The organism is Phaeobacter sp. B1627 (genome assembly GCF_006265095.1).
In the GTDB taxonomy this organism is placed as follows: Bacteria; Pseudomonadota; Alphaproteobacteria; order Rhodobacterales; family Rhodobacteraceae; genus Epibacterium.
The window spans coordinates 157,232-173,936 of the sequence record NZ_VCNK01000006.1; the positions used below are offsets into that span (position 1 = coordinate 157,232).

Annotated in this window: 14 protein-coding genes; 5 read left to right on the top strand and 9 right to left on the bottom strand. The window is 60.9% G+C overall.

Annotated features, from left to right (window positions below; translation table 11 throughout):
* Positions 1 to 211: 211 nt before the first annotated feature.
* Genes FGE21_RS05260 through FGE21_RS05280 form a run of 5 tightly spaced genes read right to left on the bottom strand, consistent with a single transcriptional unit; the run spans position 212 to position 4,478 of the window.
* Positions 212 to 1,183 carry a biotin-dependent carboxyltransferase family protein gene (locus FGE21_RS05260; protein WP_139662240.1) on the bottom strand — a complete coding sequence of 324 codons (972 nt, stop codon included), beginning with the start codon at positions 1,181 to 1,183 and terminating at the stop codon, positions 212 to 214.
* Entirely contained in the window at positions 1,173 to 2,048 is an 876-nt protein-coding gene (locus FGE21_RS05265; protein ID WP_139662241.1) for an allophanate hydrolase subunit 1, read from the bottom strand. Before FGE21_RS05265 ends, FGE21_RS05260 begins: the two co-directional genes overlap by 11 nt.
* A gap of 16 nt (positions 2,049 to 2,064) precedes the next feature.
* Positions 2,065 to 3,432, bottom strand: coding sequence for an acetyl-CoA carboxylase biotin carboxylase subunit (locus FGE21_RS05270; protein ID WP_139662242.1), 1,368 nt, complete (start codon positions 3,430 to 3,432; stop codon positions 2,065 to 2,067).
* A gap of 3 nt (positions 3,433 to 3,435) precedes the next feature.
* The gene (locus FGE21_RS05275) at positions 3,436 to 3,672 is read right to left on the bottom strand and encodes an acetyl-CoA carboxylase (RefSeq protein WP_139662243.1); all 237 of its coding nucleotides are present in this window, start codon (positions 3,670 to 3,672) and stop codon (positions 3,436 to 3,438) included.
* 26 nt (positions 3,673 to 3,698) lie between these two features.
* The gene (locus FGE21_RS05280; protein ID WP_139662244.1) at positions 3,699 to 4,478 is read right to left on the bottom strand and encodes a 5-oxoprolinase subunit PxpA; all 780 of its coding nucleotides are present in this window, start codon (positions 4,476 to 4,478) and stop codon (positions 3,699 to 3,701) included.
* 124 nt (positions 4,479 to 4,602) lie between these two features.
* On the opposite strand from FGE21_RS05280, the gene FGE21_RS05285 reads away from it, so the two are divergent.
* The 5 genes from FGE21_RS05285 (at position 4,603) to FGE21_RS05305 (ending at position 11,945) form a co-directional block, all read left to right on the top strand.
* A complete protein-coding gene (locus FGE21_RS05285; RefSeq protein ID WP_139662245.1) occupies positions 4,603 to 5,505 on the top strand; it encodes a LysR family transcriptional regulator in 903 nt (300 codons plus the stop codon).
* Positions 5,506 to 5,612: 107 nt separating this feature from the next.
* Positions 5,613 to 6,527, top strand: a complete 915-nt coding sequence (locus FGE21_RS05290; RefSeq protein WP_139662246.1) for an AEC family transporter — start codon at positions 5,613 to 5,615, stop codon at positions 6,525 to 6,527.
* A 358-nt stretch (positions 6,528 to 6,885) separates the two neighbouring features.
* Positions 6,886 to 7,851: a helix-turn-helix domain-containing protein gene (locus tag FGE21_RS05295; RefSeq protein WP_139662247.1), complete on the top strand. Its 966-nt coding sequence runs from the start codon at positions 6,886 to 6,888 to the stop codon at positions 7,849 to 7,851.
* A gap of 101 nt (positions 7,852 to 7,952) precedes the next feature.
* Positions 7,953 to 9,980, top strand: a complete 2,028-nt coding sequence (locus tag FGE21_RS05300) for a hydantoinase/oxoprolinase family protein (RefSeq protein WP_139662248.1) — start codon at positions 7,953 to 7,955, stop codon at positions 9,978 to 9,980.
* A gap of 3 nt (positions 9,981 to 9,983) precedes the next feature.
* Positions 9,984 to 11,945 (top strand): hydantoinase B/oxoprolinase family protein, encoded by a 1,962-nt coding sequence (locus tag FGE21_RS05305; RefSeq protein ID WP_139662249.1) that lies wholly within the window; start codon positions 9,984 to 9,986, stop codon positions 11,943 to 11,945.
* Positions 11,946 to 12,134: 189 nt separating this feature from the next.
* Here FGE21_RS05305 and ugpC read toward each other — a convergent pair whose 3' ends face one another.
* From ugpC to FGE21_RS05325, 4 genes are all read right to left on the bottom strand, one after another.
* On the bottom strand, positions 12,135 to 13,184 hold the full coding sequence (gene ugpC, locus FGE21_RS05310) for a sn-glycerol-3-phosphate ABC transporter ATP-binding protein UgpC (protein WP_139662250.1): 1,050 nt from the start codon (positions 13,182 to 13,184) through the stop codon (positions 12,135 to 12,137).
* Positions 13,185 to 13,196: 12 nt separating this feature from the next.
* A complete protein-coding gene (locus tag FGE21_RS05315; protein ID WP_139662251.1) occupies positions 13,197 to 14,108 on the bottom strand; it encodes an ABC transporter permease subunit in 912 nt (303 codons plus the stop codon).
* Positions 14,109 to 14,121: 13 nt separating this feature from the next.
* The gene (locus FGE21_RS05320; RefSeq protein ID WP_139662252.1) at positions 14,122 to 15,003 is read right to left on the bottom strand and encodes an ABC transporter permease subunit; all 882 of its coding nucleotides are present in this window, start codon (positions 15,001 to 15,003) and stop codon (positions 14,122 to 14,124) included.
* 74 nt (positions 15,004 to 15,077) lie between these two features.
* Positions 15,078 to 16,385: an extracellular solute-binding protein gene (locus tag FGE21_RS05325; protein ID WP_139662253.1), complete on the bottom strand. Its 1,308-nt coding sequence runs from the start codon at positions 16,383 to 16,385 to the stop codon at positions 15,078 to 15,080.
* Positions 16,386 to 16,705: the final 320 nt, after the last annotated feature.

Sequence of the window (16,705 nt, forward strand, 5' to 3'; positions counted from 1 at the left end):
TGAGGGGGGGAGGCAAGTCTGTTCATTTTGGCCGGATCCACGGACAGGGTTGGATTTGGTTTCCCTCGAGGCGGGGAAGAGCGTCTGTCGCCATCAATGTTTGCCTGAAACATCAGGGCGTAGGCGGGTTCTACATTCAAGGCGGCGTGTCAGAATAGGGCCCCGGCGGCCTGAAACGGGCAGGGCGCCGGGACGGGTGTCATGTGCGGGCTCAGCCGAGATGGGTCCGGACGGCGGCCAGCATTTTCTTGCGCGCGCTCCGCGCCTCAAGAGCCTCGTCCATATCCACCTTGCGGAACTTGACGGGCGTATGGGGTTGCAGCTGCCCGATCAGGTCCATATCGGCCGAGATGACCGCCCCCAAAGTGAAATAGCCGCCCCCCGAAACCGCGTCCCGGTGCAAGACAATGGGCTCCAACCCGCCCGGCACCTGAATGGAGCCGTAGGAATAGCAACCGTCGACAATGTTGGAGGGATCAGCCCCGGCGCCGAACGGCTGTTCTCGGTCGACAAAGGCCAGTGGCTTGCCGCCTTTGAACCGGTATCCCATCCGGTCTGCCTCAAGGGCGACGCTCCAGTCATCGTCGAAAAATCCCTCTTGTGCGGCGGCGGTCAGACGGTGCCAATATAGGCCGGGCAGCACCCGCAGTTCGGCAGGGGTGCCCGGCAGGCGGCGCAAGTGCGCGGGCACATTCAGACCCGGTTCGATCATCTCCGTTTCGCCCAGCGGGATCACGTCGCCAGCCTGCACATTGCGCCCTTCGATACCGCCCAACGCACCGATCGGATAGGTGGAGCGGCTGCCGAGGGCCGGGGGGGTGTCGAGCCCGCCACTGATTGCGATATAGGCACGCGCACCGGATTTGAGGAAGTCAAACGACAGCGTCTGACCGGCCTTCACCTCGAACGCGGTCCAAGCCTCCTGTGGTTCGCCATCGACTTTTGCCGGCAGGTCTGCTCCGGTCACGGCGACGAGGGCGTCCTTTTCAAACAGGATCTCCGGGCCGAGGAAGACCACCTCGAGCCCCGCAGCGCCCTCGGGATTGCCGACCAGCATATTCGCGACGCGCAGCGCAAATCGGTCCATCGCCCCGCCAATGGGGATGCCAAGATGGAAATAGCCCGGGCGGCCCAAATCCTGAATTGAGGTCGAGAGGCCCGGTTGAATGACTTTAAGCGACATTGAGCGCCTCCATCAGTTTGGCGTTGGTGCCGGCCATATCCGCGTTGAAGGCTTCGAGATCGAAATCGACCTCGGCGATGCGCGGCACATAGGTGTCGGCCTCCACCTCGGCGAGAATGCGGTCATATTCCTCCCGGTTGATCGGCTTCCACTTCACGATGTCGCCCGGTTTGAAGAACACCATAAAGTCACGCAGATAGCTTTGCTTCTGCTCCGGGTCGAAAATCGGCATAGGGGTCACGCCGAACATCTGATAGCCACCGGCGCCGCGCACCGAATAGATACAGGAAAAACAGCCCCCATAGCCCACTGTCTGCTTGGGGGTGTCTGTGCGCGGACGCAGGTATTTTGGCACCTGCAACTGCTGTTCGCGCCCGACCAGTTGATAGAGGAACGGCAGCCCGGCGACAAAACCCACCATCGAAACAAACCAGGGCTGCGCGTGGTGCGCCTCGATAAAGTCCTCAGCCCTGTCAAAGCCGTTGATCCGCGCGGCATAGTCAAGATCCGTTCCCGACGGATCCTGATGGCGTTCGCGGAACCGCATCAATGTCTCATGGGTCCAGGGATCCTGGTAGTAGACCGGAATTTCAATGATCCGCGTTTTCAACCGTTTCTCTGCATCCGCCGACTTATGCTCAAGCTCCTGCACCTTTTTCATCATCGCCTCAGGTGTGATGACTTCGGGATCGAAGCGGACCTGAAAGGACGCGTTTGCCGGGCAAATTTCCGTGACGCCCTCAATTCCGGCGTCGCGCACGGCATTGCTCATCGAAAGGGATTTGAAAAACGCGTCCAGCGACATTTCATCGTCCATCTCGACGTAGATGTGTTCGTCGCCGCCGTAGGTATAGCGTGTTTTCACGATTTGCCTCCTGTGGTTAGGGGGTTGGTTTGAGATTGCCCGCCGCCAGCCAGGGCTCGAGCCATTGTGTATGGAAATCGTCCGCCCGCACAGACGGGTCCTGCGCCAGCGCGAGATGCAGTGGCTTGGTGGTTTTCAGGCCACCGATTTCCAGCCCCTCAAGCGCGGTGATCATCAGCTCGATGGCGGTGTCCCGATCCTCGGCATGGACGATCAGCTTGCCCAGAAGGGAATCGTAGAACGGCGGCACCTGATAGCCTTCGTAGAGGAAGTGATCGAAACGGATGCCCGCGCCTTCGGGCAGCTGCAGGCTGCTGACCTGACCCGGAAAGGGCAGAAACTGCATCATTGGATCCTCGGCGTTCAGACGCACCTCGATTGCGTGGCCGCTGCGGGTGATGTCTTTTTGGGACTGGCGCAGCGCCCCGCCGCCCGCCACATGGATCATCTCCTGCACCAGATCGGTGCCGGTCAGCATTTCCGTTGCCGGATGCTCAACCTGGATGCGGGTGTTCATCTCGATAAAGAAGAATTCCCTTGTGGCGCTGTCATATAGGTATTCCACCGTGCCCGCCCCGACGTAACCGACGGCCTTGGCCAGGGACACTGCGGTATCACAGAGGTGAGCGCGCGTGGTCTCGTCCAGACAGGCGGCGCCGGCCTCTTCCCAGACTTTCTGACGACGGCGCTGCATCGAGCATTCACGCTCGAAATAATGGACCGCATCGGTGCCGTCACCCATGATCTGTACTTCGATATGGCGGGGCGACTGGATGGCGCGTTCAAGATAGAGCCCGCCATCGCCAAAGGCGGCATCCGCCTCGGCCTGCGCCTGCGGCGCCATCCTGCGCAGATCCGCCTCGGTTTCGGCAATGCGGATCCCCTTGCCCCCGCCACCGGCCGCGGCCTTGATCATCACCGGATACCCCAGACCGGCCGCGACCGCCACGGCCTCATCCACCGTATCGAGCCGCCCTTTCGAGCCCGGCACCACCGGCACGCCCGCCGCTTCGGCAGCCTGCCGGGCAGCCACCTTGTCGCCCATGCGATCGATGATGTCTGCGGAGGGGCCGACAAATGTGATGCCAGCGGCCTCCAGCGCGCGCACGAAGGCCGGGTTTTCGGCCATGAAACCGTAACCGGGGTGTACCGCATCAGCTCCGGTTGCCCTGGCGGCCGCGACCACCGCCTCCACGTTCAGATAGGATTGCGCGGCCTGTGCGGGGCCAATGCAGACGGCCTCATCCGCCTGCCGCACCGCCAGCATGTCGGCATCGGCTTCGGAATGGGCCTGGATGGTGTGAATGTCCATTGCCTTGGCTGCGCGGATAATCCGCACGGCGATTTCGCCCCTGTTGGCGATCAGCAAGCGTTTGATCGCCATGTATCAATCCTCGATTTCTGCCAGCGGCGCGCCCGCACCAATCGCCGCGCCGTCGTCAACGAGATAGCCCGTGAATGTCCCCGTGGTCTCGGCCTTGACGTCAATAAAGGTCTTCATGACTTCGATCAGGCCGACGACGTCTCCTGCCGCGACCGGGTCGCCGACTTGCTTGTAAAGCGGCTCACCCGGGGCGGGCTGGGTGTAGAATGTGCCCGGAACGGGAGAAAGAACCTGGGTCATGTTGGTCTCCTGATTGAGTGATGTATTCAAAGGGTTTTCGCGACTTCTGCGGCGGTTTCAATGCGGATGCCTGCTTCTTGCAGGCCCGCACGGATGGCTTGCCCCATAACCAGTGCACCGGGGGTGTCCGAATGGAAACAGATCGAGTCAAAGGGGATTTCGATTTCGTCGCCCTCGACGGTGGTGACCATGCCGGTCCGGCAGGCCTTGACGCATTTCTCGGCGATCTGTTGCGGATCCGGCCGTCCGACCTGCCTGCGAAAGACGATAGAGCCTGAGTTGTCGTATTCCCGGTCGGCGTAGAATTCGCGGATGACCGGGTGACCCGCCCGCTTGGCGGCGGCATAGGTCTTTGACATGCTCATGCAGAACAACAGGGCGTCAGGGCTGGTGGCCTGCAGGGTGTCCACCAGCATTTCCGATACTTCTTCGTTTACGGCCGCTTCCATGTAGAGAGCACCGTGCAGCTTTATGTGTTGCAAGGGTGCACCGTGGCGGCGGCCAAATTCGCGGATCGCGCCGATCTGATAGACGATGTCATTGATCAGCTCTGCGGCGCCGGTCCGGATGTAGCGCCGCCCGAAGCCCTGCAGATCGCCATAGCCCGGATGCGCGCCCAGCCCGACGCCATGCGCCTGAGCCAGTTTGACCACACGGTCCATCGAATTGGGATCGCCCGCGTGAAAGCCCGCCGCGATATTAGCGGAACTGATGATCTGCATGATCTCTTCGTCGGGGGCGTCCCCCAGCACCCACTGGCCAAATCCCTCGCCCATGTCGCAATTCAAATCGACCGCCTCTTTCATCGTCACATCCCTCCACTGTTTGGACCCATGATGGCAGCTTGTAGTGAAATTGGTATTTCTTTTTATTATTGTTGCATTATCGAAAAAAGAGATAATGATAAGCGGATAGCGAAGGGGATAGCCGTTGAATTTCAAACACTTGAAGTATTTTGTCGCAACGGCGGAGACTGGACAGGTCAGCCGGGCCGCGAAGATGCTGTCGATCTCACAATCTGCGGTTACGGGGTCTGTTCGCGATCTTGAGGGGCTTCTGGGCGTGACATTGTTTCAACGCCGCGCGCAGGGCATGGAGCTGACCGAGGCGGGGCGCGAGTTTTTGCCGGTGGCGCGGGACATTCTGGAAAAGGTCGATGCGGCCCATCAGATCCATCGCGGTACCTCCGACATCAGTGGCAGCCTGACCATCGCCGCGACCTATACGGTCCTTGGGTATTTCCTGCCCTATCACCTTGGCCGTTTGGCGCAGCTTCATCCCTCCATCGAGATTCGAATCGTCGAACTGAACCGGCAGAGCATTGAGGAACAGCTGCTGCGCAGTCAGATCGACATGGCGGTGGTCCTGACGTCGAACATTCACCGCGACGGCATCGAAACGCTCACCCTGCTTAAGTCGCCAAGGCGTCTTTGGGTTCCGGCGGGGCACCGGTTTTGCGAGGAGGGCGCGGTGTCACTGCACAGCATCGCCAGGGAACCCTATGTCATGCTGACCGTGGACGAAGCCGCGCATACGACTATGAAATACTGGAACATCAGCAATGCCCACCCCAGCATCAAGCTGCGCACCTCTTCGGTCGAGGCCGTACGCTCACTGGTGGCCAACGGGCAGGGGGTCACGATTCTGTCCGACATGGTGTACCGCCCCTGGTCGCTGGAAGGGCGGCGGATCGAGACAGTGCCGACGGATGTGGAAATCCCAACGATGGACGTCGGGCTGGCCCTCAATGGGTCCACACCGCCGACCCCGGCCGTCCAAGCGCTGAAGTCATATTTCACCTCGGCTTTTCTGTCTCCAAAGCTGCAGTTTTGAATGACAGAGCCTTGTGCCGTCGGAAGAGTTTACCCATAGAGTCGCGCCATGAATATCCGAACCAATGCATGGAAGAGTATCGTGTCTGACCTGAGGGGCGCCCAGTTTTGATCGCCGCTCTGGGTCTGATCGCTCCCTTTTTCATCTTCATCCTCGCCGGCGGTGTGGCCCAGACCCTGTTGCGATATGGGGCGGAACAACAGCGCTGGCTGGATGCTTTTGTCTTCTACCTCGCACTGCCCGCGCTTCTGTTCCAGTCGGTGCGGGCGGTCCCGCCTGGCGCCGCCAGCCTGATGGGTTTCCTGGCGGTGACAACCACGATGACCGGGCTGATGTTCGTGATCGGCTGGCTGATCGGTCGCGGCAACAGGACCCAGGACCATGCGGCGGTCTTTGGGCTCGCGGCGAGCTATTCCAACATCGGATATATGGGCCCTGCGCTGACTGTTGCCGTGCTCGGCCCTGCAGCGGGTGCGCCGGCGGCCTTTGTCTTTTGCGCTGATGTGCTGCTGATCTTTACCATATGGCCTGCCATGATCGGCGAGGGGCGACGCGGCGTTGCCCGGTTGGCCCAGTCGCTGCGCAAGGTAGTGACCCATCCGTTCATCCTCGCAACGCTGGCGGCGCTCGTGTTTGCGCGCACCGGCCTGGCGCTTCCGGCCGTCCTCGACACGCCGTTGACCGGGTTTCAGAACGCTGCCGCCCCTGCGGCGCTGTTCTCGCTTGGCCTCACACTGGCGCGCAATCGCGGCGGCGCAATGGGCGCAAGGCTCGGCGCCTGCCTCGGGGTCAAGCTGATCGTGCATCCGTTGGCGGTGGCCCTCGCCTTTTGGGGGATCTCTGGTTTTGATCCGGTCTGGGTCGCGACGGCGATCATCATGGGCGCCTTGCCGCCGGCGGCGAATGTTTATGTCATGGCGCGCGCCGAGGGGATCAGCGTTGCGCTCTCTGCGCGAACTGTGCTCTATGGTACGGCCTTTTCCGCAATAACATTGCCTTTGATCATATCATTCGTCGGCTGACGTTTCGGCCGCGAATTGACAGCGATCGGCGCGCGCGAATACGATCGGCGCTGGGTGTCCGTTCAGAGCGGGGGCGAAAATCCGTGTCCCGGACCGGCCATCAGCCATTCTGCGCCGCAGGCTGACCTGCCCTCTGCTGAAAGCAGGGAGGGGATGCGCAGGACGGGCGGGACGAAGGCAACCGGGACTTTTCCCCTTCGGGATGTGAGTTGCCTGCGGAGGACGCCAGCCAGCTCGGGTCCAAATTTTTGTGCGCAAATCGCCTATTTCGCACACCGGGAGCAGCTAGAGTTCACCGGGAGAAAACCGGGAGAAAGAGGTCTGCGGTTCCAGGTGACGCGCCGTACGGAGGGAAAGGATGCTTGTTTCGACCGACAATGACGCAGCGACCGACAAAAATGCGATGTGGTCCCGGACAATCTCGGAGACCTATTTTCCGCTCTCGGTACACTGCCGCGATCCACAGGCGTTCAGCGGCTCGCTCAGGTCCTGGGGGCTGGGGATCCTGGGGCTGTCGGAAATGCACTGCGATGGCGTAATGTACCGCCGCCACAAGAGCCACTTTGCGGAGGAAAAGGGCAACAGCCTGCTGATCACGATCCCCCATACCGGGACTGTGCTGTTTGAGCAGGCATCGCGCCAGTCCCGTTGCGCGCCGGGGAGCTTTTTGGTGGAACAAGGGGACATGCCCTATGAATTCTCGCATGAGCAGCGCAACAAGCTTTGGGTGCTGAAGGTGCCGACCTCCAGTGTGCAATCCCGGCTGGGTCCGACCGAACGGCTGAGCGCGCTGACCTTTGACGCCACCACGGGTGTCGGCTCCTTCTTCGTCGGCGCGATCCGCAATACCATCGACAGCATCGACGTCATCAATGACGCGGCGCGGGAATTGGCGGGCCAGCACCTCCTGGACCTTCTCTGTCTTTCGATGCGCAGCGACGACCGTATCCTCGACAGTTCCGTGTCCACCATCCGCGCGGCGCATCTGCAACGCGCAGAGCAATTCATCCGCGACACCCTCACCAACCCGACACTCACCCCGCTGCAGGTGGCCGAAGCCTGCGGTATTTCCCTGCGCTATCTTCAGGGCTTGTTTGCCGAAAACGCATGCTCGGTCGCGGGCTATATCCGTGACAAGCGGTTGGCGCGCTGCCACGAGACGCTCACGATGGCCCATGACAGTTCGACGATGGCGCAGATCGCGCATAAATGGGGCTTCTACGACCACGCGCAATTCTGCAAACACTACCGCAACCGATTTGGCTGCACCCCCTCAGACACCCGCAAGAAATCCCGGGCAGAGGCGCAGCGCTGCCTCGATTAACAGACCTAAACTGAGCAACGAAACCAAAGGACTGAGCCCCCGTGGCACAGAACGATGTCGGTCGGCCATCCGACAGGCGTGCAACATGTCAGGAACAGCAGATGACCAGAACCAGAGTGGCGGTAGACGTCGGAGGAACCTTTACCGATGTGTGCATCATGGACGAGGATTCCGGCCGGATCCGGATTGAGAAGACCCCATCGACACCGGATGATCCGATGCGGGCGATCATGACGGGCGTGACGGATGCGACGGTGGCGCTGTCGGATGTCACCATGTTTTCTCACGGGACGACGGTCGCCACGAATGCGCTGATCACCCGCAGGCTGCCGCGCGCGGCGATGGTCTGCACCGAGGGTTTTCGCGACGTGGTGGAAATCCGGCGGTCGAACAAGGAGGACCTCTGGGACACCTACAAGGACGTGGCCAAACCCTACATTCCCCGGCGGGACCGGTTGACGGTCAGCGAACGCATCGACGCGAGCGGGAAGATCATCCGGGCGCTGGACGAAGATAACGCCCGCCGTGTGGCCGCCGTGCTGAGGAAGCGGGAGGTGAAGGCAATCGCCGTGTGTTTTATCAACGCCTACGTCAACGGTGAGAACGAGGTCCGGATGCGAGAGATCCTGCGCGAGGAAATGCCGGATGTGCATATCTCGATCTCCTCCGAGGTCATGCCAGAGATTTTCGAACATGAGCGGTTCTCGACCACGATGGTCAACGCCGTCGTCTCGCCGGTTGTGGTCGATTACGTTTCACGCCTGAGCGACACACTGGCGGAGGGCGGCTACAAACGCGATTTGTTGCTGCTGCATACCGGCGGCGGCGTGATGACACCGGCGAGCGTGAAGGATTTCGCCGCGCGGCTCGCCGGTTCCGGCATTGCGGCGGGCGCCATCGCCAGCCGCTTTATCGGCAATCTCTGCGGATATGAGAATTCCATCGGCTTCGACATGGGCGGCACCAGCACCGATGTATCATTGACCTACAGGGGGAACTCTACGGTCACCAAGGACTGGTACATCGAATATGGCTACCCGATCCGCTTTCCCAGCATCGAGGTGCTGACCATCGGTGCGGGTGGCGGCTCGCTGGCCTGGCAGGACGAGGGGGGATCGCTGCGCAACGGGCCGCAATCCGCCGGGGCCCATCCGGGACCGGCCTGCTACTCCAACGGCAACACGACCGCCACGAACAGCGATGCCAATGTTGTCCTCGGCCGTTTGGGCTGCAGCCTCGCGGGAGGGGACATCACGCTCGACCCGGCGCTGGCCGAAAAGGCGGTGCGCGAAACGGTGGCAGAGCCGTTTGCAATGGAGTTGCACGCCGCCGCAGAGGCCATCATCGACGTCGCCAATGCCAATATGGCCAATGCGGTCCGTCTGCTGTCGATCAGCCGGGGCCATGACCCGCGCGATTTCGCGTTGATTGCCTTTGGCGGAGCGGGGGCCTTGCATGGTGCGGCAGTCGCCCGCGAGCTTTCGATCCCGATTGTCATTGTACCACCGAACCCCGGTGTGACCTCTGCGATGGGCTGCTTGCTGGTCGATATCCAACATGACTTCTCCGACAGTTTTATGGCCGATGCCGCCAGCACGACACCCGATGACCTCGAGACCGCTTTTGCCCGTATCGAGAAGGAGGCGGTGGCGCGACTGCGCCATGAAGGCGTATCGCCCGAGAATACGCTTCTGCAGCGCACGGTCGAGATGATGTACCAGGGCCAATGGCGGTCCCTCGCAGTTTCCGCGCCATCCAAAATCACCAGCACCGACGCTCTTGTGACCGGGTTTCACGCCGAACACGAGCGGGAATATAATTTCCGGCGCGAAGAGTCGCCTGTCAGCATCTTCCGGGTCGGGGTCAAGGCAACCGGCCTGGTGCAAAAAGCCCGATTGCCGTCCTTCGAGGTGGTCAGCCATGCCCCGGATCCAATCGGCCATCGCACCGTCTGGTTCAAAGGCGCGGCCTGCGAGGCCGCCATCTATGACCGGGCCAAAATGAAGGCCGGGGCGGAATTCAGCGGTCCGGCCATCGTCGAGCAAGTCGATTCCACAGTGGTGATACCCCCCGAAGCGACGACCTGGATCGACCAATACATGAACATTCATATTCGCGTGAAGGAGTGACCCATGACGCGCCTTTCCAGACCCGACCTTGATCCGGTGACCTTCGAAGTACTGAAAAACTCCTTCATCACCTCCGTCGATCAAATGGCAGAACAGATGCTGCGGACCTGCTATTCCTTTGTGATCTACAACCGCGATTTCTCGAACGGTTTGCATGATGCCGATGGCAACTGTGTGGCCCAGGGCAACTCGGATATCGCCGTGCATGTGGGCACGCTGCATTACACCTGCAAGGATGTCATCCGCGCGTTCAAGGGGGACATGTATCCCGGCGATGTCTATGCGATCAACGATCCCTATGCGGGCGGGACCCATTTCAGCGACGTGCGCCTGATCCGGCCGATTTTCGACGAGGAAACGCTGATCGGCTTTTCGCAGTCCAACGGGCATTGGTCTGATCTCGGCGGATCGGTGCCCGGCTCCTTCAACGTTGCGGCCCACGAGATGTTTGGCGAGGCAGTCCGGATCACGCCGATCCGACTGTTCCACAAGGGGAAATTCTGCGCTGATGTGGCCAATATGATCGCGGCCAACACGCGCGACCCTGCATCCATCATCGGTGATATCCACTCACAGGCGCAGGCCACACAGGTCGCGGAGCGCGAACTTCAGCGCCTTGTGGGGAAATATGGTCGCGGGCAGGTGACACAGGGCATGGAGGAGGTACAGGACTATGTAGAACGTGCCGTGCGTCAGCGCATCTCGGGCTTGCCCGACGGAACCTGGGAGGCGGTGGATTACATCGACCGCGATCCGGGCGCCGGCGAAGGGATGATCCCGATCCATATAAAGATGACAATCAAGGGCGATGAGATCCTCTATGATTTTGAGGGCAGCCACCCGACGATATCGTCAATCTACAACTCGGCGCATGGGGCCACTTTCTCGGCCGTGGTGGCGGGGATGAAGACTTTTTTCCCGGATCTTCCGCTCAATAGCGGTTTTTACCGCATGGTCACGATCAAGGCGCCCCGGAACAGCGTGGTGAGTGCGGAATGGCCTGTCGCTGTCACCGGCTTCCTGATGCCATTCGAAAAGATCATGAATGCCATTTTCGAGATGTGGTCGCAGATCATGCCAGAGCGCGCCATCGCTTGCGCCTTCAATCTTGAATACCTGCTTGCCGGGGGCAATGACCTGCGCAAGGCGGAGAAGCCGATCTATATGTTCTATGAATGGCTTCCCGGAGGCTGGGGCGGGCGCAATGGCAAGGACGGCAGCGACGTCACGACCGCCTGTTTCGGGACTGGTCTGATGTCGCAGCCCTCAGAGGGCAACGAGCGGGTGAACCCGACGCGGGCGGATGAATTCCAGATCAAACAGGACAGCGCCGGGCCGGGCAAGTGGCGCGGTGGTGCGGGGGTCATCAAGGCCTCGACGCTGCTGGAGGCCGACAATACCGTGATATCCTATATCTGCGACCGCGAGCGCGCGGTCGTCTGGGGTGTCGAGGGCGGCCTGCCGTCCATGCCGCATGGTCTGATGGTCGAACATGCGGACACCGCCGAGCAGCACTGGCTGGGTTCGGTCTTCTCCAACTACAAGATCAGGAGCGGCGACAAGTTCACCCGCCCCACCGCCGGCGGCGGCGGATACGGCGATCCGTTGCAACGTGATCCGGAACGGGTGCGTCAGGATGTGATCGACGAATACGTCTCGGTCGCACGGGCCAAGACGGACTACGGCGTGGTGATCCGGGTCAACGACGCCGATCTGCTGGATTACGACGTGGACAGCGCGGCAACGGACCGGGCCCGTGCGCATATCCGCGCAAACCGCGTCGCCTGGGCACGCATGGATCCAGAGGACGTGTCGCGGATGTATCGCGACGGTGAAATCGATGAGATGGACGCCGTGCGCCAATACGCGGTTATCCTCGACTGGGGCAGCGGCGCCTTGATGCCCAGATCAACGCAGCAATTCCGCGAGAGCTTTGAGCGGCGGTCGGTCGCACATTGGACTTGAGACAGAGGCACAGGCCGAATTTCGGCCGAATTTCCGGGCGGCCTGTGCCAGTGATGTTTCTCGTGAGCGCCAGGGGGGCGGGCCGGGGCGGCGCGGCAGGCCGGAGTGGCAGGCCGGAGAGGCTGTGCGGCACAAAGTTGCGCCCGGGTCTCACCGCCAAGCCGCCAGGCACCCACCGCCCGCAGGGGCTCAGATCCGGGTGCCGCGTTCCGGGTGGAAGAAATGTATGCGGTCGCGGGGGAGCGTGATCGGCTGCGCCCCTAGACCTGCAACCTCGTCCTTGCCGATGCTGAGGGAAAACGGCTGCCCCCCCAGTTTTCCATGCAGCAGACGATGCGCGCCGAGCTCCTCGATGATCTCGACATGCAGCATCATAGACCCGTCACCACCGAGACGCACATCCTCCGGGCGGAACCCCACAAGGACGCTATCGGTTGCGACGGCGGGCGCGGCGAAGGGCAGGTGGGTCTCCTCCCCGAGCGTCAGCACCCCGTCGGCGATATGGGCCTGCATCAGGTTCATCGGGGGCGCCCCCATGAAACCGGCAACAAAGGTGGAGGCGGGATGCTCGTATATTTCCGTCGGCGTCCCGATCTGTTCCACCCGACCACCGTTCAGGACAATGATGCGGTCCGCCATCGTCATGGCTTCGACCTGATCATGGGTCACATAGACGGAGGTGACGCCAAGGCGCTGTTGCAGCGCGCGGATCTCGATCCGCATCTGGTTGCGGAGCTTTGCATCGAGGTTCGACAGCGGCTCGTCAAACAGAAACAGTTCCGGATCACGCACGATGGCGCGGCCCATGGCCACGCGTTGACGCTGACCGCCGGAGAGCTGGCTGGGGCGGCGGTCAAGATAGTCGCCAAGGTTCAGGATCCGGGCCGCCTCCTGCACCTTGGTGTCGATTTCGGCCTTGCTTGCACCGCGGTTCTTGAGCCCGTAGCCCATGTTCTTTGCGACGCTCATATGGGGGTAGAGCGCGTAGTTCTGAAAGACCATCGCGATATTGCGGTCTGCGGGATCGCGGTCGTTCACGACTTCGCGGCCGATGGAGAGTGCCCCGTCGGTGATGTCCTCAAGCCCCGCGATCATCCGCAACAAGGTGGATTTGCCGCAGCCCGACGGGCCGACCAGCACGACCAGCTCGCCGTCGGGGATTTCTACACTGCAGGGATGCACGGCTTCGTGTCCGTTGGGGTAGGTCTTGCGGACACGGTCCAGGGTTACCTGTGCCATTGGTTCTATTCCTTATTTATCGGATTCCGTGAGGCCCTTGACGAACCAGCTCTGGAAGAAAATGACGATCAGCACCGGCGGGATCATCGCGATCAGCGACAGGGCCAGCGCCTTGCCGTACTCGGGGATCATGGCTCCGGTCTGACTCAGCACCTGCACGATCTGTTTGATGCCACGCACGAGGGTGAACATGCCTTCATCGGTGGTGATCAGGGTCGGCCAGAGATACTGGTTCCAGCCGTAGACGAACATGATGATGAAGATGGCGGCAATCATCGTCCGGCTCAGCGGCACGAGGATATCGATGAAAAACTTCACCGGCCCGGCGCCGTCGATCCGCGCGGCCTCCACCAGTTCCTCGGGGATCGAGCGGAAGAACTGTCGAAAGAAAAACGTCCCCGTCGCCGAGGCGATCAGCGGAACGATGAGACCGGTATAGGTATTGGCCAGCCCCATGCTCTGGATCGCCTCGTAGGACGGCAGGATGCGTACCTCCAGCGGCAGCAGCAATGTCGTGAAGATGATCCAGAACGCAAAGGTCGCGAACCTCAGCCGGAAATAGACAATGGCATAGGCCGCCATCATCGAGATCACGATCTTGCCGATCGCAAAGCCAAGGCCGAGGATCATCGAATTCATCAGCATCCGTGTGCCGGTGATGGTTTTGGTGAAGCCGGAGGCCTCGAACATGGCCGCCTCGAAGTTCTCCAGCATCTGACCTTCGAACCCGAATTGCAGCCCGTTCTTGACGATGTCGGCATCCTCGAAGCTAGTCGTCATCAAAACCAGCACAATGGGAAACACCATCAACAAGGCGCCCGCCACAAGGATGGCATGGTCGCCAATGTGGCGCAGTTTGATCCGAGGTCGCCGCCGCACAGGTGTTGCGGAGAAGACATCGCCCGATTGGGTTATATCTGCCATGGTCGCGTCCCCCTCAGGTGTAATGAATCCGGCGTTCGATCAGCCGGAATTGAAAGACGGTGAGCACAAGGACGAGGATCATCAGAATGACCGACTGCGCCGAGGATCCACCAAGATCGTTGCCACGGAACCCATCGACGAACACCTTGTAGACCAATGTGACCGGGTTGTTGCCCGGTTCGGAGCGCACCAGCGTGTCGACGATGCCGAACGTGTCAAACAGGGCGTAGGTGATGTTGATGATCAACAAGAAGAAGGCGGTCGGCGCCAACAGCGGGAATGTGACGTCCCAGAACCGCCCCGTGGCCGAGCGGTTGTCGATCAAGGCGGCCTCGCGCACGGCTTTTGGAATCGACTGCAGCCCGGAGAGGAAGAAGATGAAATTCACCGGGATCTGCTTCCAGACCGCGACGATCACCATCGCCGTGGCGGTCGAGTTGAAGTCGGCTCCAAGGCGAAACTCCCAGCCGAAGGCCTGAAACATTTCAGTCAGCGGGCCGTTGCGCTGGTCAAAAAACATCAACCCCATAAAGCCCGCAACCGGTGGCGCGATCGCATAGACCCACATCAGCAACGTGCGATAGGACTTTGCCCCCCGGATGACCGTATCGGCTTTCACCGCCAACAAAAGCGCCAGTGCGAGCGAGAAGAACGTGACCAGCACCGTATAGATCACCGTGAAACGCGCCACCTTGGCGTATTCGACATTGGTCATCAGGTCCGTGTAATTCTCCAACCCGACGAAGGTGGATCCGAACCCGAAGGGGTCCTGCAGATAGAATGAGGACTGCACTGCCCAGGCTGCAGGCCAGTAGAAAAAGATCGCGATGATCATCAACTGCGGCAGCAAAAGCGCTACGGGCAGCCAGACGGTGGTAAATCCGGCACGTTTCATGAGTGGTCTTTCATCGGCAAAAGAATGAGGACACCCCGCGCAAGCCGCGCAGGGTGTCCCGGGTTCAGGTCAGCTCAGCCCTGGGTCTTGGCAAAGCGGGCCAGCAGGTCGTTGGCTTCTTTTTCGATATTGGCAAACGCGTCCTCGACAGAGGTCTCGCCGGACAGGACACGGCCGTATTCACGGTTCATCACGTCGCGGATCTGGACGTAAAAGCCCATACGGTAGCCTTTGGTGTTCTCGCCACCGGGCAGCGACAGTTGCTGGATGCCGACTTCGGCGGCCGGGAAGCGATCGTAGTGGCCATCTGACTTGGCCAGCTCATAGGCCGCTTCGGTAATCGGCACATAGCCGGTTTCCTTGTGCCAGAAATACTGCACCTCAGGGGAGGTCAGATACTGGAAGAACCTGGCCGCGGCCTCGTTTTCTGCGGCATCATGACCGGACATCGCGAAGAGGGACGCACCACCGATGAAGGTTTGCTTGGGCTCGGTGGTCACTGCTTCCCAATAGGGCAGCACAGTCGCGGAGAAGTCAAAGCCGAGGTCTTTTTTCATCAGGCCGCCAAAGGAGCCGGACGAGCCGATCCACATTGCGACTTCGCCTTCCTCAAACGGCGTGGCGTTATCGCCCCAGCCGGTGCCGTACCATTCAAACAGACCATTTTCCTTCCACTCGGTCAGTGCGGTGAAATGCGCCTTGATGGCATCGTTGTTGACGAGGATCTTGGTGCCTTCGGCGCCGCCATAGCCGTTGTCATTGGTGGCGAACGGCAGGTTGTGGCGGGACATGAAGTTTTCGGTGAAGATCCAGGGCAGGTGCGACTGAGACAGGGCGATATAGCCTGCGTCCTTCAGGGCCGGTGCGGTCACGGACTGGAATTCTTCCCAGGTCTTGGGGGCGGAAACGCCCGCTTTGGCAAGCGCGTCTTCGTTGAAATACATGATCGGCGAGGAGGAGTTGAACGGCATGCCGATCATTTTTCCGTCGCTGTCGGCGTAGAAGTAGCGGACGCCGGAAATGTAGTCATTGATGTCGAAATCAACGCCGTTTTCGGTCAGCAGATCCTGAACCGGAATGGTTGCACCCTTGGCACCGATCACGGTTGCGGCGCCTGCGTCGAAGACCTGCATGATGTTTGGCTGCTCACCGGCGCGGAAGGCGGCGATCCCGGCGGTCAGCGTCTCTTCGTAGGAGCCTTTGAAGACAGGAGTGATCTTGTAGTCGTCCTGCGAAGCGTTGAAATCTTCGGCAATCGTGTTCACGGTTTCGCCCAGCTGACCGCCCATCGCGTGCCACAGGGTGATTTCGGTTTCGGCCCAGGCTGCGGTGCCCGAAATGGCAACAGCGGCGTTCAGCGCTGCGATTTTCCAGAATGTCATCTACATCTCCAAGTCTGATACCCCAAGAGCGGAGCGTGTTTCTTTGTTCGGACGCTTCCACACTGCCATCCTTTTCACTTCGGCAAATGACAGCGCGCGCGGCGGATCCCCCAGGCGTCTCTCCCCGGCAGAGCGCCTGCATTTTCCAATGCGGCCACTGCGCCGGGGATGATTCCGGGGACACGTGTGCTCAGCTACAGATGTTGAATAACTCTTTTATGACAGGAGCCCGTTGCTGCGGCTGCTGCGGCGAGAACGGAGGCGGCTCGTGGCTACAGCGACGGCCTTGGCAGGAGCCCCGGCGGGTCGGGTGGTGGCTA